The sequence below is a fragment of the Streptomyces sp. NBC_00335 genome (genome assembly GCF_036127095.1).
Taxonomy (GTDB): Bacteria; Actinomycetota; Actinomycetes; order Streptomycetales; family Streptomycetaceae; genus Streptomyces.
Genome location: NZ_CP108006.1, coordinates 8,548,831 through 8,571,063 on the forward strand (window position 1 = coordinate 8,548,831; position 22,233 = coordinate 8,571,063).

Consider the following 22,233-nt stretch of genomic DNA (forward strand, 5'->3'; position numbering starts at 1 on the left):
AGCTGCCCGTGAGCAAGCTGACGACGCCTGGATTGACCTGGAGTCCTGCTACCGCGCCCGGCGGGGAGAAGGCCTACGTCAACCGGACGAAGGACCAGATCAAGGACGCCCCGGAGTACGACGCGGCCAGACAGGCCGGCGAGTCCGACTGCCTGGAGCGGTCCGGCCGGTACTACGGCCAGCCCCACAGCTAGGCGGCGGAGGTCACGCGGGCGCCCGGAAGCCTCCCGCCTCCGCGGGCCGGTGCCCTGGGATGACAGAGGGGCGCCCGTCCGGTGTCCGCCGTGTCTGACGGCAGCCGCCGGCTCCGCGCGCGTGGTGCGCTGCACTGCTCCGGCCGACGCCTTCCCGTCCGTACTGGTGCCGGTACCGGCTGCGGAGGGAGGGAGAAGGCACGGCAGGCGGCCGACTCGTTCAGTGGTCCGGGGCGGGCGCCGTGGCCGTGGCGGATCGCGGCGCGCTCGAACGGGCTTCGCGTCTCCCGCAGGCAGGCGGGCAGGCGGGCAGGCGGGCAGGCGAGCACAGCGCGCCGAGGATGCGCATCTGTCCAAGGGGGTCATCGGAGCCACTTGGACGTTCCTTACGGACCGCAGCCACGCTCCGCCCGCCGACCGTCTTGGCCGGAGTGGCCCCGACCCCGCGCGCTCGGCGATACCGCGGTGCTACACGCCCGTTCGGCCCATGGAGCCCTTGATGAGCGAACAGCCGGCCCTCGCCGATACCCCTGCCCGGCAGCTGCAAGCACCACACCCAGGCCCTGCTCTGCCTCGCCGGACGACGAGCCGACGTGCTTTTCGCCATGCTCCGGGACGCAACCTTCTACGAACCGCAGCCCATTAGGGCCGTCGCTCCGCAGACTTAGACCATGGTCAGGAGGTGATCCGTGGGGCCGTAGTCGATCTTCCAGTCGGCATAGACCCCAACGGCGCCGTCCTTCTGGCACCGCAGCCCGACGGTCACCCAGCGGACCGACCCGTCGCCTGCGAGCGAGAACGCGACCGCGGTCTCGAACTCCTCGCTCCCGCACGGGCAGCCAGCCTCGCCAGGATCTGCGCCCTCCCAGAACTCCTCGCTATCCGCAATGAACGCACGGCCGCCGCAACCAGCGCACACCCGCTCGGCTCCACCCTCGACATCGTCAACGAGCACGAAGAACACGCGCCCGCCACACCCCTTGCAGACGGAAGGAACGATCTTCACCGGACGGCCGTCATCAGCGTTCCGGAGAAACACCGCGAGGTCCGCAGAGACACCCTCGCCAACCTGATCATCAGCATGCACAGGCACATCGTCCCAGACGCCCGAACCAGCACCCGTCGACCTTGACCAAAGAGATAGAGGCACCCCCCCCGAGCCGCTGGAGGAGACGGCCGCCTCCCAGGTGATCGAAGCCCTCTACCAGCACGTGCGGGACGCGCTAGTGGATCACGGCGACGACGTCCGGGTCCGTGAGGGATTCGCCCACCCGCGAACACGGGAACGGCGCCCACATCCAGCGCCAACTGCTCCGCACCGAAGGAAACCTTGCTCAAGTCGTCACCCAGTGCGCACAGCAGACGACTCAGGGCGGACCCGGGGGCGGGACGGCGAAGGCCGGGACGCAGTCCCAGGCCGGCTGTGCGCCTTCGCGCAGCCCCGGAGTCCTGCTGGAGGTAACCAAGGCTTAGGACGGTCAGGGCCGGTTGTGGTCGGACCCTTCTTCGGGTGTCTGCCAGGAGTCCTGCCGGGTTGCCGCCTGCGGGTTCTGATCGGCCGGGCGGGCGACGGGATCCGTGCGGCGGGCTGCGCGTCGGCTGCCGTACCAGAACGCGCCGATCAAGAGGACGACCACCATCACTCCGGCGATGATCAGAAAGAGAGACGACGAGGCTTCGGCTGCGAGGGGAAGGGAAGTGATCATGAACTCCGTCTACCCCGTCTTCCGCCTCGCTCACAGAACCCCATCGGGCAATGAGGCAAAGGCCCCCGTTCGCCGCAGAAGACCGGAAGATCCGGCAGCTCCAGCCACCGACCTGGCCCGGCAACCGTCCTGCCGGTTCCGCCGGCCCGTTGCCGGGCGCAACGACCGCAGGGCAGACCCGTTCGGCGGCCACTCTGCGTCGCTGCGCAAGCCTGTCCCTCCGCGTTCGACGGTGCGCCCACGAGAGCGTGCCGGGGGGCGACTGGAGCGCGCCGTGGCAAGAGACCCGGCTCGGCCCGTCCCCTGCTGAAGCCGCGCCTGCGGGGTGGCCGCCAGGGGCGACCGGAAGCGGTCGCATTGGCGCGGCGACCGAAACGGCAGCGCGCCCGCCGCTCGCGACCGAGGAAGGAGATGTCATGAAGGTCCTGACCTGGCACGGGAAGCGTGACGTCCGCGTCGACACGCTCCCCTGACCCGTCCTGAAGGATCGGACCGATGCGATCGTGAAGATCATCACCACGACCGGCCTGTGTGGTTCGGACCTGCACCTGTACGAGGTGCTCGCCCCCTTCCTCGACGCCGGCGACATCCTCGGGCACGAGCCCAGGGGCATGGTCGAGGAGGTCGGCCCGGAGGGACACCCGCGTCCGCTCCGGAGACTGGGTCGTGGTGCCGTGCAACGTCTCCTGCCGCACCTGCCAGCGGACCGGCCCGGGCTGGCGGTGGGGGCCAGTGCACACGAGACCTCGTCAACCGTGGCGGCGCGAGCACGGAGCCGGCCGCCTCGCCGGCGCGGAGCCCATCTGTGCACGTGCCGGGCAACTCTAGGCGGCCCTCAGATCCTCCACGGTGGAGTCCGATGATCAGCCCGCAGTGACCGAAAATGCCAACGCCGTCGCAGCACTGGACGGGCAGCTGAGCGATTCTCGTCGTCACGGTCGCGGCGAGCAGTTTGCGTTCGGGGCGGGGTGTGGTGGTGCGCCCGTCGCGGAGGGACCCTCGTCCGAGCTCGCCCGGCCCACCGCCGCCTGGCCCGGCCGACTGCGCGTCGGCATGAGTGAGGGCGGGACCGCGCAGCGATCCCGCCCTCACTCATGCCGAGGTCAGCGCTTGAACATGTTCTTGATCTTTTCCTTGGCATCGCGGGCATCGCCCTTGGCCTGCTCCGCGCGGCCTTCCGCCGTCAGCCGCTCGTTGCCCGTCAGGCGTCCAGCGGCCTCCTTGAGCTTGCCCTTGGCCTGCTCGCCCTTCGCCTCGGCCTTCTGCTCACCAGACACAACTGATCACTCCTCTACGGTGGAAAAGCCTTACGGAACCCCGTATGACCGCTGCGAGCCCTCTGAAACAGACAGGACGTGGCGGTAGCGTCCTGCCCGAATTCGGCGAGCCAGTCGGCAGCTTCGGGCAGAGTGAGGCTGCCAGGCGGCGCCCCGCGACCTGCTGGCTACGCGTCCGGAACACACTGACTGCTCGGCTTCAGCAGGCACGGGACGCAATCAGGGGAGCGGACCTGGGCAATGCGGTTGTTGCCAGGCGTACCGAGGGCGGGCGGACGGCTGTTCCCGGCCCCCGGCCGCGCGACACGGACCTGCGGGGCTCAGGTGCGGTCGCGGGGTCGAGGTCACCGGTGATCCTCAGGACGGGCCGGTGGCGGCGTCTCGGGAGGTGATCGTCAGCGGGGGCCGGACGCCAGGACGGACGTCCAGGGAAGCTCGTCGCGGGGGCGCCACGCGACAAGCCGGTTCAGGTAAGGCCGCCCTCTACCGAGGTGATACGGATGGTGCGCCGGGCATGGGCTGAGGGACGGGTGCCAGGCTTGGAGGCAGGTCGGGGCGTTGTTGGGCGTGACTGTATTGGGCTGGGGGCGTTGGCAGGGCATGAACTCAATGAAGCGTGTCTTTGCCGCGGTTGCTTTGGCTGGTGCTGCTCTGTCCGTGGCTGGTGTGGCGCAGGCGGCTGATAGCCCGCTGGGCGCTATGGCCGGTGTTGAGGACCTGGGTGCAGGCTTGCCCACTGATGCCCTGGCAGCAGGGGAAATCGGCGACGTGACGTCACAAGGCGGGCTCGTCGGCACCCTCGCGGGCGGTCTCGGAAAGTAGCCCTCCACCCCGGCCCTTCAGCTTCGGCGGGAAGGACGCCCCACCCCGAGCGGGCAACCCGGCGTGCCCATACGCCGATTGCCACGAGGGCGGAGGTACTGCAAGACGTCGGCCCGCCGATCCGACTGGTGCCGGCGACAGACGACCGGGACACCGGACACCGCCCTGGTCTGGTACGTAGCTCTTCAGGAGCAAGACCGCTGGGGGAGCGGGGCGGGACTCCCGCTTCCCCGCGAGGGGCGGGGTTCCCGCCGGCCACCGCAGCACCGAACCATCTCGACGCACGAGAGGGAGTCACCGTGAGCTTGTTGTCGAGCCGGCCAAGCCGGTCGGCCTGAGCGGTTGTCTTCCCGGGCCCGAGGGCGCGCGGTGGCGCCGCTGCGGGCCCCGCGGGGGTGCTGCTCAGCGGGCGATGGTCCACTGCTGGCCCTGGGAACCGTCGCAGGTCCACACGCCGAGCTTCTTGTAGTCCTCGTGGTAGGTCAGGCAGTCCTGGTCACTGATCCTGATCTGGTAGGTGTCGCCCTTGATGGGGATGACCTCCCACTTCTGGGCGGCGCCGCCCTTCCAGGTGGTGATGGACGCGAAGTAGGTGCTCATGTTCTCGGTGAGGACCGGACCGAGGCCGTTGGCGATCTCGTAGCGGCTGCCGCCCGCCTCCTTGAACGTCCACGTGGAGTTGGTGTCTCCCAGCTTCCCCGCGACCACCGTCGAGCCTGAGGCGGCGTTCGTCGCGGCAGCCCCGAGGTTGTTGACGGTCTTCAGGCGCACAGGGACTCCGACGGGCGGGCGACCTGATCCGGAGGGCGTCGTCGCCGCGCTGTCGGCGCGGAAACCGGGACGGGGGCCGGGCTGGGCGGGTACGCCCGGGGTGATGGGGGTGTCGCCGGGACCGGGCGTCTCGCCCTTGGGGACGCCGGGGGTCGTGGCCGGCACCATCGTGGGGCGGAAGTCGACGGTGGAGCCGTTGCGGTCCCACAGGCCGTAGAAGCCCCAGTTGATCCATCCGCCGTCGCCGTGGTTGGTGAAGCTGCCGCCGCCGGAGAAGATCCAGATCCGGTAGGTCTGGTCCTCGCGCGAAGTCGCGTCGTTGTAATCGATGTCGCCCTGGTACGCCACGTCCTTGAGGTTCGCGGTGTAGGGGTGGACGAACCAGGGGTCCCCGAAGGCGTTCTTGCCCTTGACGTCGAAAATCATGATGTTGTAATTGCCGCCGGTGTGGTTCGTCAGCATCTCGAGCAGGCCCTTGACGAACCCCTCGCGGGCCAGCTTCTTGGCCTCACCGCTCTGCTGGGACGCCAGAATGCACCACGACAGCGCGCCGGTGCCGAAAGACCCCGGCGACACGGCGGCCGCGGCGTTGCAGTTCTCGACGGGCCCGTTGACCGAGCCGTCCGCGAGTGCGGGCTGTGCCAGCCCCCCGACCGCCAGGGCACTTACACAGACAGCGGCCAGAACCGACAGTTTCCTTCTCGAACGCACGGCTTCTCCTCAGGGGGTGGCGAGCACAGCTACGTGCGCCAAGAGCCGTGAAAGGGGCGTCGAGGTGCACCCGGTTCCGGACAAACGTCATCCGGCCACGGACGCGGGGGGCTGCAACCCGAAGGGAGCGGCGCTGGATCACGAGGGCCTCGATGGTGCGACGACGTGGCTTACGCGTACCTCCGGCGCGGGCGCCGGCGCCCGCAATCGGCACGTGATCACTGACTGTCCCGGCTTGCTGCTGGTGGTCGCGGTCACCGCCGCCAATGTGGGCGACCGCGAGCCTGCGGTGCCCCTCCTGCAACGGGTAAGGGCCACACCGCTCGCTCCGTCTGATCTGGGCGGACGGCGGCTGCACCGGCATGCTCACCGACTGGGCACGGGAGAAGCTCCACCTCGTCCTGGAGACCGTCAAGCGGAGTGACGAGACGCGTTTCGTGGCGCTGCGAGGCGGTGGGTGGTCGCGAGGTCGCTGAGCTGGCTGATGCGTTCGCGTCGGCTGGTCCGCGACTACGAGACGCTGCCCGCGACCAGCGAGTCCATGATCTTGTGGTCGATGACCATGCTCATGTGCCGCCGCCGCCTCGCCCGCCGCACCCACACGACCACGCGGTCGATGTCCCTGGCAGCCTGAACCGCGCCGTCACGGCTTCACTGTTCTCTGTCACCGGACTTGGACCGTTTGCCGTGAAAGCCGGATCATGTGCCGTGGGCGGCTACAGGCCAGAAGCAGGTACGGCGCGTTCCCACTGCTCCTCGAACACTTCGGGTGATCTCCTGGCCTGCCAACTCCGGGTCGAAGAAGTCGACGACCGGCGGGTTGAAGGGCCAGTCGTCAGGTCCGCTCCTGACGCGGCCGCTTCCGTCCTCGGCCAGCTCCACTTCGCGGGTCCGGCGCCCGTCCGATTCAACCTCCATGAGGTAGACCGGGCCGCCGTCGTCCTCGCCGTCCCAGTGACGCCGTACGTACACGATGCTCCTGTCCGCGAGTGCGCCGAAGCCAGGAAGCCCGCGCTGTACGTCGCGTTTGGCCCGCAGGTCGTCCAGACCTGGAGGCATGAGTGGCGCATCGATGTCGACTTCTTCGAGTTTTTCGCCCTCGGCCCAGGTCACCGACTCCTGCCCGGTGACAGCCTCGGTCCACGCGAACGTTTCCAGGATCTCCCGGGCCGACCGCGCGTGGACCCACCACCATGAACCGCCCATCCCATAGTCGTGCAGGACGAGGAACCGTGTTTTGGCTGCGGGATTTGAAAGAGTCACAGGACCGGACCCTAACAACGGAGCTATCAGACCTGTTCAGGTGGTCGGTCCACCTTGGATGGCAAAAGATCAGGGTTCAGCGACAGAGGACAGTTACGCTGTCACGCCGTGACGCCGTGACGCCGTGACGCCGTGACGCCGTGACGCCGTGACGCCGTGACGCCGTGACGCCGTGACGCCGTGACGCCGTGACGCCGTGACGCCGTGACGCCGTGACGCCGTGACGCCGTGACGCCGTGACGCCGTGACGCCGTGACGCCGTGACGCCGTGACGCCGTGACGCCGTGACGCCGTGACGCCGTGACGCCGTGACGCCGTGACGCCGTGACGCCGTGACGCCGTGACGCCGTGACGCCGTGACGCCGTGACGCCGTCACGATGCTGAACTCCCCGGACTGGTGCCGGATGCTCCACCCGCGTTCGGCCGGGCGTTTCGCCTGCGAACGGACTCTCTCGGCGGCCACCAGCTCCCGCACCGACGCGGAATTAGCTCCTGACCAGCGGAATCTCAACGGTCATGACCGGAAAGACAACGACTTCTCAGACCAATCCGGCTGCGGTTGCGCATTGATCTCCTTTGGGTGAGCAGGAGTGGTGGAACGAGACGCCAACCCCCTTGGAGGGAAAAGACGATGGCAGACGACATGCAGACGGAGAATGTCTCCCTGGACGGCATTTCCGCGGGTGAGCAGATCATCGCCGCGCTGGACAGGCTTCCCGCACCCGTAGTGGTGGCCTTGAAGCAGTTGATGGTCTCGTTCGGTTTTCCGCCCTCGGGCACCGTCAATGAGATGCCTTCCGGAGTCGCCCCTGCGCTGACCGCGGTCGCGGACGCGTTCTGCGGGAGCACCGCGGGAGGGCATGGGGCGGGCTCGCCCGGTGGGGGAACTCCGGCTTTCCCGAGTACGCCACCGCTTCCTCCGCCCCCGCCCGGTGTGATCACCGGCTAGATGCAGCGGACCTCATCGTCCGTCGCGCCGCCGTACGCGTCGCGCACAGGGCCGGGACAGCGAGGGGCGCCAAGGTGCGGGGCACCGCCCGGCCGCGCTGACGTGCGGGGCGGCGGGCAGGTTGTACGGCCTCGCGGAGCGGTTGACGGACCGGTTCAGGTGTGGAGGCGGCTGTTGGTTCCGTCGTGGCTGTCGGCGTGTTCGTCGTTGAACCAGCAGTCGCCGGCGGCGAGGTAGCGGAAAAAGTGTGCGCTGTGGCGGGGCAGGCGGACGGTCGCGGCGCGGGTGCCGTCACAGCAAGGCTGAAGGGGGTGGGCGGCGGGGTTCCAGTGGTTGAAGTCGCCCACCACGCTGACCGGCCCGTCGGGAGTGTCCTCGGGGAGGACGAAGGCGACCTGCGCACGGTTCTTCAACTGCTTGCGTTCGAGCACGTGCGTGGACTCCAGCCGGTGAGGAACGAGTTCGCCTGTGCATCCTCGTGCGTCCCGGGCCGAAAAGGGCGGTACGCGGCCGGGCGCAGGCGTGGAGGTCACCCGGCCGGTCTCCGGATCGGCCGTTCCTCGGTCCGCCCTATGTCCCGGTGGGCAGGGGAGGGTTTGGGCGGGCCGGGTGCGGGGCTGTCTGGTCAGCGATGGGTGATGGTGAAGAGCTGGTCGGTGCAGGTCAGTTCGAGCCGGTGGGTGCCCTGCGGGCCTGGGGGCGTGCAGGTGGATGTGTCGGCCGCGTTCGTTGGCGGCCAGGCGGGCCTCCAGGAGGACGGTGAGGCCGGTGGAGTCGCAGAAGGTGAGGTTGCTCAGGTCGATGATGATCTCGTCGGGACAGCCCGGGCGGGTGAGGGCCTCGAGCAGGCCTCGCCTCAGGCCTGACTCGGCTTGTCATGTGATCTCTGTCCGCTTGGAGCTGGGCGCCTCTCCGGAAGGGCGCGGTTTCTGATCACGCGGAAGGAGAGAGCTGTTCGCGCACCCATTCGGGATTGGGGTTGGTGTGTGGCCGGCCCGCCACGACGACAGTCGGCACGGTCTCATTGCCGTCGTTGGCTGCCCTCACCGCTGCGGCTCCCGCCGGGTCGCGCCAGATGTTGACCCAGTGCAGATGGCGGGCGCTGCGGCCCAGCCGGATGCGCAGTCGTATGCAGTACTTGCAGCCCGGACGCCAGAAGACGACCGGTCGGCCGTCGCCGGCACTGCGGCGTTGTGCCTCCAGTGTGCCGAGCGACCTCGGGAAGATCAGGGGCGAGTTGACACCGGCAAGCGCGAGGAACGCCAGTAGGAGTGCTGTGGCTGTGCCGGGGCTTCCCTTGGAGATCATCCCAGTCGCGACGGCTGAGCCGCAGAACACAATCAGTATCGGCAGGATCCAAGCGCGCATCATGGCGACGCAGTCTATCGATGAGTCGAAATGCTCCTCGGACTAGGTCACTCGCTTGGGTGTTCGCCGGACGCTGCGGTCTTGGTCTGATCACGTGCTCCGACCGAGGACACGCGTGACCACGACGAAGTTCGTGAAGGGGAATTTGCTGCCTGATCATGTTCCGGGGAAGCGTCATTCCAGTCCGCTGTTGAAGCGCGGCGTGCGGACGTCCGCGGTGTGCGTGAACCGACCAGTTCTTCCAGTAGGTCTTCCATCGTGACGAAGCCGACCACCGTCCCAGTGGCGGCGGCTACGGCCGCGAGGTGGGTGCCGGCGTCGCGCATGGCGGTCATGGTGTCGTCGAGCGGGGTGTCGAGGGCGACGGTGATGACGGGGCGCATCGCGCTGCGCGGGAAGGGGGCGGAGCGGTCGCCGGCGGCGAGGGCATCCTTGGTGTGCAGGTAGCCCCAGATCTCCCGGCCCTGCGGACCAAGAGCGGGCAGACGGGAGTAGCCGTGATCCGCCGCGGTCCGCTCCAGGCGCCGGGGGGTGATGTCGCCGGGGATGGTGACCACCTCGTCGAGGGGGACCATCACCTTGCCGACCGGGCGGGTGCCGAGCTCCAGGGCGTCCCGCAGGCGCTCCCCATCCTCGGGTCCCAGGAGGCCTGCGGCACTGGAGTCTTTGGCGAGGCGGGCGAGTTCCTCGTCCCATTCGCCCCGTAGAGACGGCGAAGGTGCGCCGGGTCAGACGGGTAGGTGCATGGCGAGTTGCTCCCACTGCCGTACGGACGGGGACTCGGGTGTGGTTGTCACGAGCTGGAGGCTGACGTGGTCTGCTCCGGCGGCGAAGTGCTCTTGGACACGGTGGGCGATGTCCTCTGCGCGGCCGTGGGCAACCAGTGCGTCGACCAGCCGACTGTCGAGCGCGTCCGGGTTCTCGTATCCAAGTCCACGGAGCAGCTCGTGGCGGTTCGGCAGGGCGGCCGCGGCTGTGGCTCGTGCCAGGTCGGCGGTGTCCGCATGGTCGTGGCTGAGCACGCAGAGCTGTGTGATGGCCAGCAGGCCGTCGGCTCCGAGGACGGACCTGGCTGTGCGGGTGTACTCGACGGGCATGCCCAGCACTGTTGCGCCCCGGGCACGTTCCGCGGCGAGGGTGAGCATGCCGGGGTCCAGGACGGCGAGCACCCGGTTCGGTGAGGCGGCCGAGCCAGGTGGCCCGAACGGGGCGGCGTCCATCGCATCGAGGTAGGTGCGCATGGTGCCCGGAGCCGGGCCGAAGCGGTGGCCCCGGATGCCCTGGGCCAGACTGGGGTGGCTCTCCCACAGACCGAGGAGGAACCGTCCGGGGGCCGTCTCCTCCAGGGTGCGCTGCCCGGCGGCGGCCGTGACCGGGTCCCGGGCGTAGATGTCGGTCATGCCGGCGGCCACAGTGATGTGCCTGGTGGCCGCCAGGAGGATCGCGGCCTGTGCCATGGCCTCCCGTCCCGTCGTCTCGGGGAACCACAGGGTCCCGAAGCCGAGCGCCTCGGCCGCCGCGGCCGCCTTACGGACCTCGGGGGCGGAGAGGTGGTCGAAGTCTGCCGCCCAGATCCCCACGCGCCCAAGGCCCTGTGTGCGGGTGCTCATGCGTTCTGCCCTGTGGTGCGCATGGATTCCAGGAACGCGGCGATCTGGGATGCGCCGGTTCGCTTCAGCCAGCTACGGAGGTCCATCGCGGCGGGGTGGATCTTCCGGGTGGCGGCGATGTCGGCGCGGTAGCCGATGTGGTTGAGCCACTCGTTGGCGTAGGCGAAGTCTGTGCTCAGGGTCCGGATCGCTTCGATCGGAATCTGAACGTAGGGCAGTGATATGCCGAGTTCCTGCCCGATGGCCGCAGCGATCTGAACGGGCGCCAGTTCGTCTCCGGCCAGGGAGACAGCCTGGCCGATCCACTCCTCGGGGCGGGAGAACGCCAGCGCGGCGACGGCGCCGACATCGTCGACGGCCACGACCTGCTGGGGGATCTCCGGCGCGAGTCCAGTGGACAGGTTCCCGTTCCGCAGCGCGTAGCCGCCGGTGAAGTTCTCCATGAAGGACACCGGTCTGAGGATGGTCGCGGGCAGGCCGAGGGAGGCGATGTGCTGCTCGATCCGCCACTTGCTGACCAGGTTCACCGGCAGCTTCTCCTCAAGGTGCCGGTCGGCTTCGGCGACCGAGGTGAAGATGAAGTGCCCGATGCCTGCGGCGTGTGCGGCCTCGGCGACGTTCATGCCCCAGGCCACCTCGTCCTTGTCGGTGAAGTCCGGCGCGGTGCCGGGGGAGCCGACAGTGGGCTGGACGCTGAACATGCCCCAGGCGCCCTCGGCCGCGGCGATCAGGGAGTCGACGTCCTCCATCCGAGCCCGTACCACCTGTGCGCCGGCCTGCGCCAGCGCCGCGGCCTGCGGCCCGTCCGGGTCGCGCGTCAGGGCGCGCACCTGCCAGCCGTCGCGGAGCAGGTGACGGGTCACGGCCCTGCCCTGCAGGCCGGTCGCGCCCGCCACGATGACGGTCTTCTGCGTCGGTTTCACATTCGTCCCCATCGCGTCCATGCGGAAGAGGAGCCAACCGTAAGTGGGGTGGCCCTCCATTTCTTGTTCGCTACGATATGGAGGGCCACCCCACTTATCAAGCTTTCAGGAGCACCCGTGCCGAAGGACGCCACCACCCCGCCCCGTCGGCCGCTGCGCGCCGACGCCCGCCGCAACGTCGAGAAGATCATGGCCGCCGCCGGCGCCCTGATCGCCGAGCACGGCGCCGAGGCCTCCCTGGAGGAGGTCGCGCGCCGCGCCGGAGTCGGCTCGGCCACCCTGCACCGACATTTCCCGTCCCGGCATGAGCTCCTGGAAGCGGTCTTCAAGGACCGGGTGGCGGTTCTCTGCGCCAAGGCGGACGAGCTCCTCGCGGAAGGCGACCCGGGCCAGGCCCTGTCCACCTGGCTACACGCCGTCGGCGCGCATGCCGTGGCCAACCGGGGCCTGGGGGCGTCGCTGATGCGGGACGGAGACCCGGCGCTGGGCGAAACCTGCCACGGCATGATCACCACCGCTGGAGACGCCCTCCTGGCACGCGCCCAAGCGGCAGACGCCGTGCGTCCCGGCATCACCATCACGCTGCTGCTGAAGCTCGTAGGCGCCATCGCGCTGGCCACCGAGCAAGACACCGACGGCCCGGCCGAGGCCGACCTGCTGCTGGCGATCGCCATCGACGGTGTACGCACACCCTGACTGGGGCGAATTCACCGCCCGGCGGCTTCCCGCTGTGCTCGAAGTCATCTGGTTGGCGCGGTGCGGTGGGCTGGGTGCGACGCTGGAGTGGATGCGGGGCGGGTGAGTGGAGGTCCGGCGCGATCAGCTTCGGCCTGGTCACTTCTCTGAACTGTCCCGATGGGTGACGAACGCCGGGCCGGAGGGCATCGTTTCGGGGCGGCGAACGGAGTTTCTGACGAGCCTCGGGACGAGGTACTGGCGAGGCGTCGTTCGAGCGGGGGCGGATGCGGGTGTCGCCGAGGAGAAGATCAGCTGTTTGGCCTCGTAGTGGGTCCGCGCGGCCGGGGTCTACCAGCAGCCCCAACGGAACCGAAGGTGGCGAGAACGAGAAAGTCTGGCCGTTGACGAACACCGAGTCGGCTAGGACCTGTCCGGGCGATCTATCGGGCGACGGGTGCCCAGCGCCTCGGAATCTCGCTGTCGAAGGGCTTGTTGATTGAGGTAGAAGGGGGGCATGGACACCGCAGAGCTTCAGCGGACGCTGGACGAGAATATCGAACAACTTGTCGTGCATCACGGATACACCAACTATATGCGTGACTACGAGGTCATCGTCCACGTGTGGAACGGCCCCCAGGTCCCTCCGACCTACCTGCGGTACCTCTTCCGGTACTGCGTCGAGGCCCGATGCGAGACGTTCCTGTCCATGGACACCTGGCGGGATTCCTTGGACGACAGGCTCCTCGACTCCGAAACCGCTGACCCCGACCTTGGCGGTTACGTCTGGGGCGTGAGGTTTCACGAGCTGTACGGTGCCGAGCTTCGTCCTGAGTCAGAGGCTACGCGCCGCTGGTCGAAGGCAGTCGGGATCGACTTCCGAGAGGTTCACATCGAGACCAACGCGCACGATCTGACCTTGCTCTTCTCGGACCTTGAGGTGAGCGAGGTCCCGGTCGGATATGCGCCCTTCGTCACGGACTGAGAAGCAGGGTTCGCGTCATCTTGTGACTGGCGTGGCTTCGGATCGTTCTGCCTGCCATGGGGCGGGGTGATCTGAGTGACGCGGAGTGGGAACGGTTGCGGCCGTTTCTGCCGGTCAACAACAGGCGTTGTGGCAGGTGGCGGGACCACCGACAGGTGATCGGCGGGATTCTGCACCGGGTGCGGACTGGGGTTCAGTGGCGTGACCTGCCCGAACGGTTCGGGCCATGGAAGACCGTCCACGAACGCCACCGATTGTGGTCTGCCGACGGCACCTGGGAACGTCTGCTCCAGCAGGTCCAGGCCGCAGCCGATGCGGCAGGCGAGATTGATTGGGACATCTCGGTCTACTCAACCAGCGTGCGGGCGCATCAGCACGCGGCTGGCGCCCGCACCGACCCGCCGCCGGCCCCGCCTCAAAGGGGGCCGAAGCCCCAGAACACCAGGACGAGACGCCGTGGCAGAGCTTGTACGGCCACCTGGTGGAGGTGGTGCGGGAGGTGAGGGCCTGGGCCGCTCGCGCGGCGGGTTCACCAGCACACTTCACCTGAGTGCCGACGGCCGCTGCCGCCCGCTGTCCCCCTCATCGTCACCCCAGGTCAGCGGGCAGTCTGCACGCAGTTCAAACCAGTCATGGAGAAGATCCGCGTCCCGAAGCTCGGGCCTGGAAGGCCCCGTAAGAAGCCGGACAGCGTCGCGGCCGACAAGGCCTACAGCAACGGGCCGTGCCGCGGGTACCTCCGGCGCCGGGGCATCCGGCACACGATCCCGGAGAAGACCGACAGCCAGGCCGCTCGCCTGCGCAAAGGCTCACGCGGCGGACGGCCGCCAGGCTTCGACGAAGAGCGGTACAAGAAACGCAACACCGTCGAACGGGCCATCAACCGCTTGAAACAGCACCGGGCGGTGGCCACTCGCTACGACGAACGCGGTTACGGCTACCTCGGCACCGCAACAGCAGCAACCCTCACCATCTGGCTGCGAACGTGATCGCCCGGACAAGTCCTAGCTGTAGGTGGGCGTGCATACCCCCTCGGGTCTCTTCCTCAAGACCGCACGGCGTCGGCGGCTCGGTGCGCTTTCCGTCACGGCGACAGGCCCCGTCGACGTGTGGTTGGCGGTGATCCGGGGGTAGCGTTCCCGATATGGACTTTCGCACCACTGTTGAGCGCGCGCAGCGCCTTAAGCAGCTACACGCCGAGTACAAGCCGCTTGTGCTGCCTACCGTCTGGGATGTGTGGTCCGCGCGGGCGGCAGCCGACGCCGGGTTTCCCGCGCTGACGGTCGGCAGTCATCCGCTCGCAGCCTCCCGGGGGGCCGAGGACCAGGAGGGACAGACCTTCCAGGAGGTACTTGCCGCCGTCAGGCCGATCATCGCGGCGGTCAACGTCCCGGTGTCCGTGGACCTGGAGTCCGGGTACGGACACGAGCCCGCCGATCTCATTGCCGGACTCACCGAGGTCGGCGGCGCCGGTCTCAACATCGAGGACACCGTCCACTCGGACGGCGGACGTCTGCGCACCACGCAGGAGCACGCGAGCTACATCGCAGGCCTGCGCGCGGCGGCTGACGACGCGGGAATCCCGGTCTGGATCAACGGGCGCACGGACGTCTTCGCGCACGCGGAGGATGCCTCCGCCGCCCTCGACGAGGCGATCGAACGGCTGCTGGCCATGGAACAGGCCGGCGCCGACAGCGTCTACCCAGTGCGCATCCAGGACAACGACGACCTGCTCGCAGCGGTGACCGATGCCGTCGCCGTTCCGGTGAACTCCACGGCCCATCCCGTCAAGCACGATCTTGAGCGCTTTCGCCGCCTTGGTGTCGGCAGGATCACCTACGGCCCGCTGCTGCAAACCGCGATGACGGATGCCATGAAGGACATGCTCGGACCATGGGCGCTTTGAGGTAGCGAGGGGGGAGAAGTCTCCGTCTGGGCACGCTGAGCGACGAACCGAGGGAACCCGCTGCCGCCCGGGGCGCGCCGCTGGGAGACTCCGCGGATGGCCACGCAGCGGCTGCCGTTCCCGGTCCCGGACGAATGCGCCCACCACTTCGTCGACAGCTACGCCGACATGCACGACCTCGCCCGGGACCTGGTCGTGCCCGACGGCGTGTCTGAGGCCGCGGCGACGGTCCTGCGCACCGCCCGCGAACTGCTGCGCCAGTCGTACTACTGCCACGAGTACTCCACCGTGGCGGTCATGCACTCCCTGATCGCCGTGGAGTTCGTGCTGCGCGACCGCATCCCCGACGCGGGCAAGAAGCCGCTGCCCGGGCTCACCAAACAAGGCGTCGGCGCGGGCATCCTGACGGCCCGGCAGGCGGAGTACCTTGACTAGTACCGCGGCCTGGACTGGGCGGGGTATCTGCCCTCCTTCGCTGAACCCGAACCGGTGGTGGGTAGCAGGGCGGTTGAAAAGGCGAACGCGGTCGGTGACCCACCGGTTGCCTCTTTTCGTTACTTTGGCGGTGCGCTGACCAGCACGTTTACCGCCTTAAGATCTGCTGACGGCGGCTTCTGTCTTCTCCCTGGCTGAACCCGCGCCGGCGCAGACCACGCGGCTGTTTCGGGAGTTCCTCACCCGGCGTGCAGGGTCGGGGCTAGCCCGGCCCCGCGTGAGCCGGCAGATCGAGGACCGGGAGGGGTCGTAGAGCGGCCAGAGCAGGGTGACCTGGTAGCTCATGCTGTTCACCAGGACGTCCTGCAGTGCGAACCGGCCCCGCAGGACGAGGCACCGGGGCGGAGGGTCCACAGGCAGCTGGTTCTGGGTCTCCAGGGCGACAACGGCGAAGTCGATGCCGTGACAGGTGGTCTCGTCGTCCTCGTGAACAACCGTCTGCACCTCGGCGATGACGGCTACGTCGGGGGTCAGCTCCTGCGGGTACTGCTTGACCCGCGTTCCCGAGTACGGCAGGAACGAAGCGAAGTCGATGCTCACGAGCTGCCCGCCCACCCCGGCCACGTCGGCGTTGATCCAGCCCGTGTAGACCTCCAGGAGGGCAGGTTCGCCCCGCACGTCCTGAACCCGCGACTCGACGTGCCCGACGTGATGGACACGTCCGACGGGGAAGACACCCAGCGTCATACGACCAGCGTGACAGCCCTGTCGCGGGGGTGCATCTCGTGCCTCGGCGGAAGCGAAGCCCGAGGCGGCAGATCCGCAACGGCACGGCGCACGGCCGGGTCAGGCACGCGGTGGCTCGGTAACGGCGCCCGGGCGAATGTCACACCGTTGACTCTTGCCATACCTCCAGCAAGTGACGGGGGATTCAATTCGGACCCCCGCGCTACCTGCGTGAGGAGCTCGACATGACGTACACCAGCAGCGCCCGGCAGCCCGCCCCGGGGCCTCGCCCGACCCTGGACAAGGGGTGCTGAGCGCCCTCCGGGCGGCCTGGCGGGTACCTGCCGCTGACTGCCCTGGCCGACGCGCGGTGTCCTGGGAGGTGTCGGAGAGTCTGCGGCGTGGGCGGGAGACTTTGGTCATGGACGTGGAGTCGGTGGCAGCAGAGTTGTACGGGCTCAGGCCGTCGGAGTTCACCGCGGCCCGGGACGCGCAGGTGGCGAAGGCCCGCACGGCCGGAGACAAGGACCTCGCCAAGGCGATCGCGGCGTTGCGCAAGCCGACGGCCGCGGCGTGGACCGCCGGCTTACTAGCCCGCCACCGGCCCAAGGAGGCGCACGGCTTGGTCCAGCTCGGCGAGGCGCTCCGTGCGGCGCACCGGACGCTGGACGCCGGGCAGTTGCGAAAGCTGTCGCATGATCAGCATGTGGTGATCGGCGAGCTCGCGCGCACGGCGCGCGTCCTGGCGGTGGAGGCGGGTCAGGCGGTGAGCGAGCCGGTGCAGCGGGAGGTCGAGCAGATCCTCCACGGCGTCGTCGCCGATGCCGACGTCGCCGCGCAGTGGGAGGCGGGCCGTCTCGCGACGACCCCGGACCCGGTGTCGGGGTTCGCCGGTCTTGAACCACAGCCGGGCGCCGCACCACCACGATCGATCCAGCCGGCACCCGCCGGATCGCCGAAGGGCCACCGGCCCCCTCCAGCACCGGATGCCGCGGCTGCACTCGCACGCCGAGAGCGCGTGGAGGCGGTCGAGGCGGAGTTGAGCGAGGCCCGGGCGGAGGAGGTGCGCCTGGAGGCCGGCCAGGCGGCGGCGCTCGAGCTGGCGGAGCGTGCACGCGCGGCGGTCGAAGCGGCTGAGGAAGGCGTACGGGCCGCGACGCAGCAGCTGGAGGCGGCACGTGCGGCGAGGGCGGATGCCCTCGCCCGCCTACGGGAAGCCGAACGCGTGACTGCGAAGGCGCGCACCCGCGTGAAGGCTGCGGCCCGGAAGGTCGAGAAGCTCACGGACTCCTGAGAACCTGATCCTGAACTTCCGACCCAGGCCTGGATCCTCCCGGCGGAGGCCGTGAAGTTCGGCGGCGTCGGGGGGACTGCGAGTCCAAAGTAGGTCAGAGTCTGTCCTACATAGCCTCTAGCCTGCGGTTTATGCAGAAATACGAGGACGGCGTCGAGATTCTTGTCCCCGCGAGCCCGGCCGAGCTGGAGGCGTGGCTCGACGAGCATCACGGGGAGCGGACCGCGCTCTGGGTGAAGATCGCCAAGAAGCATTCCGGCATCCCGTCGCTCACCTGGGAAGAGATGGTCGACACGGTGCTCTGCTTCGGCTGGATCGATGGTCTGCGGCGCGGCTTCGACGACACGTACTTCCTGCAGCGCACGACACCCCGCCGCCCTCGCTCGCCCTGGTCGCAGGTGAACGTCGGCAAGGCCGAGGCCCTGATCGCCGAGGGACGGATGCGTCTCCGCGGCCTCGCCGAGGTCGAGGCAGCGCGGGCGGACGGTCGCTGGGCGACGGCATACGCTTCGCAGAAGAACGCCACCGCACCGCCGGATCTCGTCGAGGTGCTCGACGCGGACCCGGCGGCCCGGGCGTTCTACGAGACGCTCGGCAAATCCGACCAGTTCGGCCTCTATCTCAGCCTGGTCACCGCCCGCACCGAGAAGACCCGGCTGGCCCGCCTGGAGCGGATGGTGGCGACGATGGCGAGGTCCGAGCGGCCATCATGATCAACCGTACTGTGGGTCCATAGGGCCTGCCGTTGAATCCGGTCGGAGCTCGCGGTCGGAGCACGAGGTTGGAGCCCGCCGTCGGAGCCCGAGGTCGGAGCCCGCCGTCAGAGCTTGCCGAAGGCGACCCCGCGCCAGGTCCAGCCGGCACTGAGGACGGCGTCCCGCAGTGGATCCTTCATGTCCGCGGGATCGAAGCGGAACGTCTCCGTCTTCTCCAGCTTGCCGTCGGCCCCCCGCCCGATCTCCCAACGGCGCGAGACCGCGGTCACCTGCCCGCGGGAGTATTCGCGCGAGGCCGCCAGGCTGGGGGTGCCCCCGACCCAGGTGATCTCCCACTGCTCGTCGACGGTCCGCACCTCGTGGTTCCCGGGGACTAGGCGCATCCGGGTCTTGAGCGTCCGGTCCAGCTGGGTCCTGGCGAAGAAGGTGCGCCAGGCCGGCTCAAGGATCCGCCACTCGGCCACCAGGTCGGCGCCCTCCGCGGGAGTGGCGGCGCGTACCAGGTACGGCACGTCCGGCCCGTTGAGCGAGAGCAGGGCCTCCCGGACCTCTTGCGCGGAACGCTGTGCGACACCGCTGTCAGGGTGCCTGGTGCCGGTCAGTTTGTCGAAGAGGCCCATCAGGGCAGCCTGCCTTCCGCGTCGGAGTGACGCACTAGGACGCCGTCCCGGCGGTGTCCGGGCGGACCGTGCGGAGGAAGTCCTGGAAATCGCCCAGGACATGGTCGTGCTGGTCCGCGGTGGCGGTCAGGACCAGCTGGATCACCGCGCGCCTGCGCCGGTCCGCCAGGTCCAGGACCGTCAGGTAGACGTGGGACTGGACGAGGTCGCGGGGGGTGCCGTCGATGAGGGCCGAAAAACTCAGCCGCTGGGCCAGGCCGGGTGCGTCCGCGGTGCCGGTCGCGCGGCGGGCGGTCAGCACCACGGATTGCGCGGCCTCGCGCAGCCGCTCCACCGACTCGTCAGCGATGTCGTCGAGCGTCGCCGCGTCCGGCCGGAAGTCCCCGTCGACGGTGATGTTGGCGGTGAATCCCGCGTCTGGCTCGGGGTGCAGAGCGACGAAGGCCACGCCGGCGGCGGCCACCTCGTCCAGGGGTGCGGGCCGCCAGCTCTCCGGGAGGGCGAACTCGATGGGGACCGGCAGTGTCGTGGGCACCTCGGGCCTTCCTTCCAGGGGGTCGTGCATCAGTCGAACCAGCCGCCGACGGTGCCCTTGACGGAGCCGGCGAAGTCGCCGACCGCGTCGGCCGCGTCGCCGGCGGCATCCACGACCTTGTCGGGATCGACGGTGAACTCGAGCCCCACGGCGCCGCCTTTGCCGGGGGAGAGGCCCACCTTGCCGCCGAAGTGGTATTTGCCGTCGTCCTCCTTGCCGAAGGTCAGTTTCGCCTCGGCCCCCGGACCGTACCAGCCCTCCGCCGTCGAGCCGAAGCCGATCCCGCCGACCTCCGCTCCTCCGGCGACCGAGCCCTTCGCCCCGGCGAACGCCTTCGCGTTGAGGGTGACCCCGTCCTTGCCCGCACGGGCCCCGAGCTGGGCCTCGGCGCCGGCGAATCCCTCGGCCCGGCCGTAGGCGCCGACATGCCCGTAATCGACGCGCCCCTCGACCAGGGCACGTGCTCCCACGGAGGCCTCGGCCTTGGCGTTGACGCCCTTGTCGGTGAATCCCCAGTTCGCGGAGGCCCTGGCGCCCGCGTAGCCGTCGGCGATCCCGGACAGTTTCAGGTCGCCGTTGGTCAGGGAACCCTTCGCGGTGGCGTGGAAGAGGTCGGCGTAGGCCTTGGCCGAGGCCTCCTTGCCGTACTTGGTGCCGGTGGCCGAAGCACCCAGGTCGGGCCCCGTGAAGGTGGTCTCGCCCTCGGCGGTCCACCCGTCCGTCTTCGTGCCGACGTCCTTGTCCGGCCGGGGCGCTCCCGCCTTGGCCAGGTCGGTCTCGGGGTGGGCGTTGAACCCGTTGAGCGTCTCGTCGCCCCGGCCCAGGAGGTCGCGGTTGCTGTCGACGACGGCGGAAGCAAGGGCGGTCCTGACGCCCTCGTCGAGCACGGTGAAGGCCTTCACCCAGTCGTCGATGTGCGCCTGCCACCGGCTGACCGCGTCCCTGATGGAGGCCTGGCCGTCGGGGTCGTGGTGGTAGGCGCTGCGCTCGGCGGGGGTCAGCTTCCCGTAGTCGAAGGCGACGCGGCCCCCCTCGGAGACGGTCATGCCGGCGGCGATGGCGTCGGCGCGGGCGCTTTCCAGCTTCTTCCTCAGCTCGGCGAACTTCTCGTGGGACTGCCGCAGCAGGCTCGCGACCGCCTTGGCCTGGGTCTGGGCGGCGGCGTATTCGTACCGGGTCGCCGCGAAGCCGGTGTGGGCGGCCTGGGCGCTGACACCGATCCAGGTCTGCTCCGTGCCGATCTTCTGGACGGTGTCGCCGTAGCGGGTCTCGACCTTGTGCAACTCGGCCGCCATCTCGTCCCATGCGCCCGCGGCCGTCGTCAGCAGGCCCAGGTCGATGGTCATGACTTCGTGGTACGTCGGCATCGCGGTTCCCCCTACAGACCGTTCAGCTTCGACTGCGGCGCCAGGAACTGGTCGCCCAGCCCGGTGTCGTTCCGGGTGAAGAGCGAGGAGGCCCCGCGCAGCGAGTTCTTCTCGCCCGACAGGCGGCCCATCAGGGTCTTCACCTGCTGGTGCCAGGTGTCCGTGACGGTCTTCAGGCCGTGGGCGGTCTCCCAGCCGGCGAAGCCCTTCTGGGCCGTGGCGGTGTCCTGGTCCGCGTGTACCGAGGCCTTCTTGGTGCCCGGCTCCAGTTCGGTCTCGATCGTGCCCGCGGCGGCCTTCTTCTCCGCGGGCGTCGAGGCGAAGTCCCCGGAGCCGCCGGGGGCGAACGGACCCGTGGGTCCTGTCGCCCCGTTCAGCCGCATGTCCACCTGCCGGTCCGCGGCGTCCGCGTGTGCCCGGTTCCACTCCTGGCCGAATTCAACTGACATGGCTGCGCCCCCCGATGGATCGGGGTCGATCATATGTACACCGAAGGATCGGGGGCCAAGCGCCCTCGGGTTCCGTTACAGGGCCGCTTCCCAGGTCAGGGTGGTGCCCGGTGCGGTGCCCGGGGCCGGATTCCCGCCGCGACCCGCAACTGCCACCACTGCCAGCAGCCCGTCACCATTGTCACCATCGTCGCGCTCCTGGCGACACCAGAAGCCGCCCGGCCCTCGATGCCCACGGGCCTTCCCGACGTCGTCCCACTGCGCAGGGCTCCGTAACAGCACCATCAGCTGGCCGGCCTGGAAATCCGGCTGCCGCAGGCAGGCCCTGATGGCAGAGTGCGGCCATGATTTTCCTACGTTGTGAAGCGGTCCGATGGGTCGATGACGAACCCCAGCCCGGCCTGGTCGAGGTCCGCTTCACCGACGCGCACCACCAGCAATGGACCTTCATCGAGAAGTGGCCCCGGTTCGGTGGTGAGGACCTTCACCCCAACTCCGGCTATCCCGTCGAGGTGGGAATCCTCTGCGACATCCTGGACAGCGCCAGCAGCCCAGGCACCCCGGACACAGTCAAGATCTCCGTCACCCCTTGGGGAGTCGAATCGCTGGAAGGGAAAGTCGAGTTCGAAGTGCGAGCTGATCAATTGACCCACAGCTGAGGTTCACGATCACTGGGCCCCGCCGACCTGACGGTGGGCGGGGCCCACGCATGCTCTCAGGCTCGCGTGCCGCGAAGGAGCGCCCGGACGCCGGCGCGGCCGAGCTGCTGGGACTACTGCGGGAGGCCAAGGAGCAAGAAGTCCAGGTGAAGGCGGCCCAGCGGGAGATCCTGCGCGAGGCCCAGGGGGCGGCGACAGCGGGCCCGACAGCCGCCGAGCAGGCTCCGGCCGGGGGAGCGGCGGACCTCCCGGCACACTCCCAGCGGGACTC

At 69.2% G+C, this 22,233-nt stretch carries 25 protein-coding genes and 4 pseudogenes; 13 read left to right on the plus strand and 16 right to left on the minus strand.

The genetic code is table 11. The annotated features are described in order from the left end of the window. Positions 1-8 precede the first annotated feature (8 nt). The gene (locus OHA37_RS38685; protein ID WP_266913901.1) at positions 9-194 is read left to right on the plus strand and encodes a hypothetical protein; all 186 of its coding nucleotides are present in this window, start codon (positions 9-11) and stop codon (positions 192-194) included. A gap of 664 nt (positions 195-858) precedes the next feature. On the opposite strand, the gene OHA37_RS38690 is transcribed toward OHA37_RS38685, so the two are convergent. Both OHA37_RS38690 and OHA37_RS38695 read right to left on the minus strand, forming a co-directional pair. Then, positions 859-1,281 carry a hypothetical protein gene (locus tag OHA37_RS38690; protein WP_266913903.1) on the minus strand — a complete coding sequence of 141 codons (423 nt, stop codon included), beginning with the start codon at positions 1,279-1,281 and terminating at the stop codon, positions 859-861. A gap of 391 nt (positions 1,282-1,672) precedes the next feature. Next, positions 1,673-1,900 carry a DUF6479 family protein gene (locus OHA37_RS38695; RefSeq protein WP_266913905.1) on the minus strand — a complete coding sequence of 76 codons (228 nt, stop codon included), beginning with the start codon at positions 1,898-1,900 and terminating at the stop codon, positions 1,673-1,675. A gap of 416 nt (positions 1,901-2,316) precedes the next feature. Between OHA37_RS38695 and OHA37_RS38700 the strand changes: the two are divergent. Continuing rightward, positions 2,317-2,599: pseudogene (locus OHA37_RS38700) on the plus strand (alcohol dehydrogenase catalytic domain-containing protein); the annotation flags it as partial. Positions 2,600-3,003: 404 nt separating this feature from the next. On the opposite strand, the gene OHA37_RS38705 reads toward OHA37_RS38700, so the two are convergent. After that, positions 3,004-3,177 (minus strand): CsbD family protein, encoded by a 174-nt coding sequence (locus tag OHA37_RS38705; protein ID WP_266875442.1) that lies wholly within the window; start codon positions 3,175-3,177, stop codon positions 3,004-3,006. Positions 3,178-3,777: 600 nt separating this feature from the next. Between OHA37_RS38705 and OHA37_RS38710 the strand changes: the two genes are divergently transcribed. Beyond that, on the plus strand, positions 3,778-3,999 hold the full coding sequence (locus OHA37_RS38710) for a hypothetical protein (protein WP_266913907.1): 222 nt from the start codon (positions 3,778-3,780) through the stop codon (positions 3,997-3,999). A gap of 402 nt (positions 4,000-4,401) precedes the next feature. Here the strand turns inward: OHA37_RS38710 and OHA37_RS38715 are convergent, their stop codons facing one another. After that, on the minus strand, positions 4,402-5,481 hold the full coding sequence (locus OHA37_RS38715) for an RICIN domain-containing protein (protein ID WP_266913909.1): 1,080 nt from the start codon (positions 5,479-5,481) through the stop codon (positions 4,402-4,404). Positions 5,482-5,965: 484 nt separating this feature from the next. Here OHA37_RS38715 and OHA37_RS38720 point away from each other — a divergent pair, with 484 nt between their 5' ends. Continuing rightward, complete coding sequence (locus tag OHA37_RS38720) at positions 5,966-6,115, plus strand: hypothetical protein (RefSeq protein ID WP_323182422.1); 150 nt, start codon at positions 5,966-5,968, stop codon at positions 6,113-6,115. 65 nt (positions 6,116-6,180) lie between these two features. Here OHA37_RS38720 and OHA37_RS38725 read toward each other — a convergent pair whose 3' ends face one another. Beyond that, positions 6,181-6,744 carry a hypothetical protein gene (locus tag OHA37_RS38725; RefSeq protein ID WP_266913911.1) on the minus strand — a complete coding sequence of 188 codons (564 nt, stop codon included), beginning with the start codon at positions 6,742-6,744 and terminating at the stop codon, positions 6,181-6,183. A gap of 632 nt (positions 6,745-7,376) precedes the next feature. On the opposite strand from OHA37_RS38725, the gene OHA37_RS38730 reads away from it, so the two are divergent. Then, positions 7,377-7,694 (plus strand): hypothetical protein, encoded by a 318-nt coding sequence (locus OHA37_RS38730; RefSeq protein WP_266913913.1) that lies wholly within the window; start codon positions 7,377-7,379, stop codon positions 7,692-7,694. Between the two features lie 155 nt (positions 7,695-7,849). Here the strand turns inward: OHA37_RS38730 and OHA37_RS38735 are convergent, their stop codons facing one another. The 6 genes and pseudogenes from OHA37_RS38735 to OHA37_RS38760 all read right to left on the minus strand — a co-directional run bounded on the left by OHA37_RS38735 (position 7,850) and on the right by OHA37_RS38760 (position 11,595). Beyond that, the gene (locus OHA37_RS38735; protein ID WP_266913915.1) at positions 7,850-8,125 is read right to left on the minus strand and encodes an isoamylase early set domain-containing protein; all 276 of its coding nucleotides are present in this window, start codon (positions 8,123-8,125) and stop codon (positions 7,850-7,852) included. Positions 8,126-8,389: 264 nt separating this feature from the next. Continuing rightward, a pseudogene (locus OHA37_RS38740) lies at positions 8,390-8,554 on the minus strand (STAS domain-containing protein); the annotation flags it as partial. Between the two features lie 73 nt (positions 8,555-8,627). Continuing rightward, positions 8,628-9,065: a glutaredoxin domain-containing protein gene (locus OHA37_RS38745; RefSeq protein WP_266913917.1), complete on the minus strand. Its 438-nt coding sequence runs from the start codon at positions 9,063-9,065 to the stop codon at positions 8,628-8,630. Between the two features lie 221 nt (positions 9,066-9,286). Beyond that, positions 9,287-9,754, minus strand: a pseudogene (locus OHA37_RS38750) (CBS domain-containing protein); the annotation flags it as partial. 36 nt (positions 9,755-9,790) lie between these two features. After that, positions 9,791-10,672 carry an LLM class flavin-dependent oxidoreductase gene (locus OHA37_RS38755; RefSeq protein WP_266913919.1) on the minus strand — a complete coding sequence of 294 codons (882 nt, stop codon included), beginning with the start codon at positions 10,670-10,672 and terminating at the stop codon, positions 9,791-9,793. After that, positions 10,669-11,595, minus strand: coding sequence for an NmrA family NAD(P)-binding protein (locus tag OHA37_RS38760; protein WP_266913921.1), 927 nt, complete (start codon positions 11,593-11,595; stop codon positions 10,669-10,671). Before OHA37_RS38760 ends, OHA37_RS38755 begins: the two co-directional genes overlap by 4 nt. A gap of 117 nt (positions 11,596-11,712) precedes the next feature. Here OHA37_RS38760 and OHA37_RS38765 point away from each other — a divergent pair, with 117 nt between their 5' ends. The 5 genes and pseudogenes from OHA37_RS38765 to OHA37_RS38785 all read left to right on the plus strand — a co-directional run bounded on the left by OHA37_RS38765 (position 11,713) and on the right by OHA37_RS38785 (position 15,596). Beyond that, positions 11,713-12,291, plus strand: coding sequence for a TetR/AcrR family transcriptional regulator (locus tag OHA37_RS38765; RefSeq protein ID WP_266913923.1), 579 nt, complete (start codon positions 11,713-11,715; stop codon positions 12,289-12,291). A 496-nt stretch (positions 12,292-12,787) separates the two neighbouring features. Continuing rightward, positions 12,788-13,255 carry a YxiG-like protein gene (locus OHA37_RS38770; protein ID WP_266913925.1) on the plus strand — a complete coding sequence of 156 codons (468 nt, stop codon included), beginning with the start codon at positions 12,788-12,790 and terminating at the stop codon, positions 13,253-13,255. Positions 13,256-13,311: 56 nt separating this feature from the next. Next, a pseudogene (locus tag OHA37_RS38775) lies at positions 13,312-14,244 on the plus strand (IS5 family transposase). A 155-nt stretch (positions 14,245-14,399) separates the two neighbouring features. Continuing rightward, on the plus strand, positions 14,400-15,161 hold the full coding sequence (locus OHA37_RS38780) for an isocitrate lyase/PEP mutase family protein (protein WP_266913927.1): 762 nt from the start codon (positions 14,400-14,402) through the stop codon (positions 15,159-15,161). Between the two features lie 96 nt (positions 15,162-15,257). After that, a complete protein-coding gene (locus tag OHA37_RS38785; RefSeq protein ID WP_266913929.1) occupies positions 15,258-15,596 on the plus strand; it encodes a hypothetical protein in 339 nt (112 codons plus the stop codon). A gap of 156 nt (positions 15,597-15,752) precedes the next feature. On the opposite strand, the gene OHA37_RS38790 is transcribed toward OHA37_RS38785, so the two are convergent. Next, positions 15,753-16,343, minus strand: a complete 591-nt coding sequence (locus OHA37_RS38790) for a hypothetical protein (protein WP_266913931.1) — start codon at positions 16,341-16,343, stop codon at positions 15,753-15,755. Between the two features lie 400 nt (positions 16,344-16,743). On the opposite strand from OHA37_RS38790, the gene OHA37_RS38795 reads away from it, so the two are divergent. Both OHA37_RS38795 and OHA37_RS38800 read left to right on the plus strand, forming a co-directional pair. Then, the gene (locus OHA37_RS38795) at positions 16,744-17,616 is read left to right on the plus strand and encodes a hypothetical protein (RefSeq protein ID WP_266913933.1); all 873 of its coding nucleotides are present in this window, start codon (positions 16,744-16,746) and stop codon (positions 17,614-17,616) included. A gap of 131 nt (positions 17,617-17,747) precedes the next feature. Further along, positions 17,748-18,329: a YdeI/OmpD-associated family protein gene (locus tag OHA37_RS38800; RefSeq protein ID WP_266913935.1), complete on the plus strand. Its 582-nt coding sequence runs from the start codon at positions 17,748-17,750 to the stop codon at positions 18,327-18,329. Between the two features lie 107 nt (positions 18,330-18,436). Here OHA37_RS38800 and OHA37_RS38805 read toward each other — a convergent pair whose 3' ends face one another. Genes OHA37_RS38805 through OHA37_RS38820 form a run of 4 tightly spaced genes read right to left on the minus strand, consistent with a single transcriptional unit; the run spans position 18,437 to position 21,303 of the window. Beyond that, entirely contained in the window at positions 18,437-18,952 is a 516-nt protein-coding gene (locus OHA37_RS38805) for a hypothetical protein (RefSeq protein ID WP_266913937.1), read from the minus strand. A 34-nt stretch (positions 18,953-18,986) separates the two neighbouring features. After that, positions 18,987-19,487, minus strand: a complete 501-nt coding sequence (locus OHA37_RS38810; protein WP_266913939.1) for a hypothetical protein — start codon at positions 19,485-19,487, stop codon at positions 18,987-18,989. A 29-nt stretch (positions 19,488-19,516) separates the two neighbouring features. Further along, positions 19,517-20,854: a hypothetical protein gene (locus OHA37_RS38815; RefSeq protein WP_266913941.1), complete on the minus strand. Its 1,338-nt coding sequence runs from the start codon at positions 20,852-20,854 to the stop codon at positions 19,517-19,519. An 11-nt stretch (positions 20,855-20,865) separates the two neighbouring features. Further along, complete coding sequence (locus tag OHA37_RS38820; RefSeq protein ID WP_266913943.1) at positions 20,866-21,303, minus strand: hypothetical protein; 438 nt, start codon at positions 21,301-21,303, stop codon at positions 20,866-20,868. 344 nt (positions 21,304-21,647) lie between these two features. Between OHA37_RS38820 and OHA37_RS38825 the strand changes: the two genes are divergently transcribed. Then, a complete protein-coding gene (locus tag OHA37_RS38825) occupies positions 21,648-21,962 on the plus strand; it encodes a hypothetical protein (protein ID WP_266913945.1) in 315 nt (104 codons plus the stop codon). Positions 21,963-22,233: the final 271 nt, after the last annotated feature.

Excerpts from the sequence above, each read along its gene's own strand:
- OHA37_RS38695 (WP_266913905.1), bottom strand. The coding sequence starts at position 1,900 with ATGATCACTTCCCTTCCCCTCGCAGCCGAAGCCTCGTCGTCTCTCTTT.
- OHA37_RS38710 (WP_266913907.1), top strand. The coding sequence starts at position 3,778 with ATGAACTCAATGAAGCGTGTCTTTGCCGCGGTTGCTTTGGCTGGTGCT.
- OHA37_RS38720 (WP_323182422.1), top strand. The coding sequence starts at position 5,966 with ATGCGTTCGCGTCGGCTGGTCCGCGACTACGAGACGCTGCCCGCGACC.
- OHA37_RS38730 (WP_266913913.1), top strand. The coding sequence starts at position 7,377 with ATGGCAGACGACATGCAGACGGAGAATGTCTCCCTGGACGGCATTTCC.
- OHA37_RS38745 (WP_266913917.1), bottom strand. The coding sequence starts at position 9,065 with ATGATGCGCGCTTGGATCCTGCCGATACTGATTGTGTTCTGCGGCTCA.
- OHA37_RS38755 (WP_266913919.1), bottom strand. The coding sequence starts at position 10,672 with ATGAGCACCCGCACACAGGGCCTTGGGCGCGTGGGGATCTGGGCGGCA.
- OHA37_RS38770 (WP_266913925.1), top strand. The coding sequence starts at position 12,788 with ATGGACACCGCAGAGCTTCAGCGGACGCTGGACGAGAATATCGAACAA.
- OHA37_RS38780 (WP_266913927.1), top strand. The coding sequence starts at position 14,400 with ATGGACTTTCGCACCACTGTTGAGCGCGCGCAGCGCCTTAAGCAGCTA.
- OHA37_RS38785 (WP_266913929.1), top strand. The coding sequence starts at position 15,258 with ATGGCCACGCAGCGGCTGCCGTTCCCGGTCCCGGACGAATGCGCCCAC.
- OHA37_RS38790 (WP_266913931.1), bottom strand. The coding sequence starts at position 16,343 with ATGACGCTGGGTGTCTTCCCCGTCGGACGTGTCCATCACGTCGGGCAC.
- OHA37_RS38795 (WP_266913933.1), top strand. The coding sequence starts at position 16,744 with ATGGACGTGGAGTCGGTGGCAGCAGAGTTGTACGGGCTCAGGCCGTCG.
- OHA37_RS38800 (WP_266913935.1), top strand. The coding sequence starts at position 17,748 with ATGCAGAAATACGAGGACGGCGTCGAGATTCTTGTCCCCGCGAGCCCG.
- OHA37_RS38805 (WP_266913937.1), bottom strand. The coding sequence starts at position 18,952 with ATGGGCCTCTTCGACAAACTGACCGGCACCAGGCACCCTGACAGCGGT.
- OHA37_RS38815 (WP_266913941.1), bottom strand. The coding sequence starts at position 20,854 with ATGCCGACGTACCACGAAGTCATGACCATCGACCTGGGCCTGCTGACG.
- OHA37_RS38820 (WP_266913943.1), bottom strand. The coding sequence starts at position 21,303 with ATGTCAGTTGAATTCGGCCAGGAGTGGAACCGGGCACACGCGGACGCC.
- OHA37_RS38825 (WP_266913945.1), top strand. The coding sequence starts at position 21,648 with ATGATTTTCCTACGTTGTGAAGCGGTCCGATGGGTCGATGACGAACCC.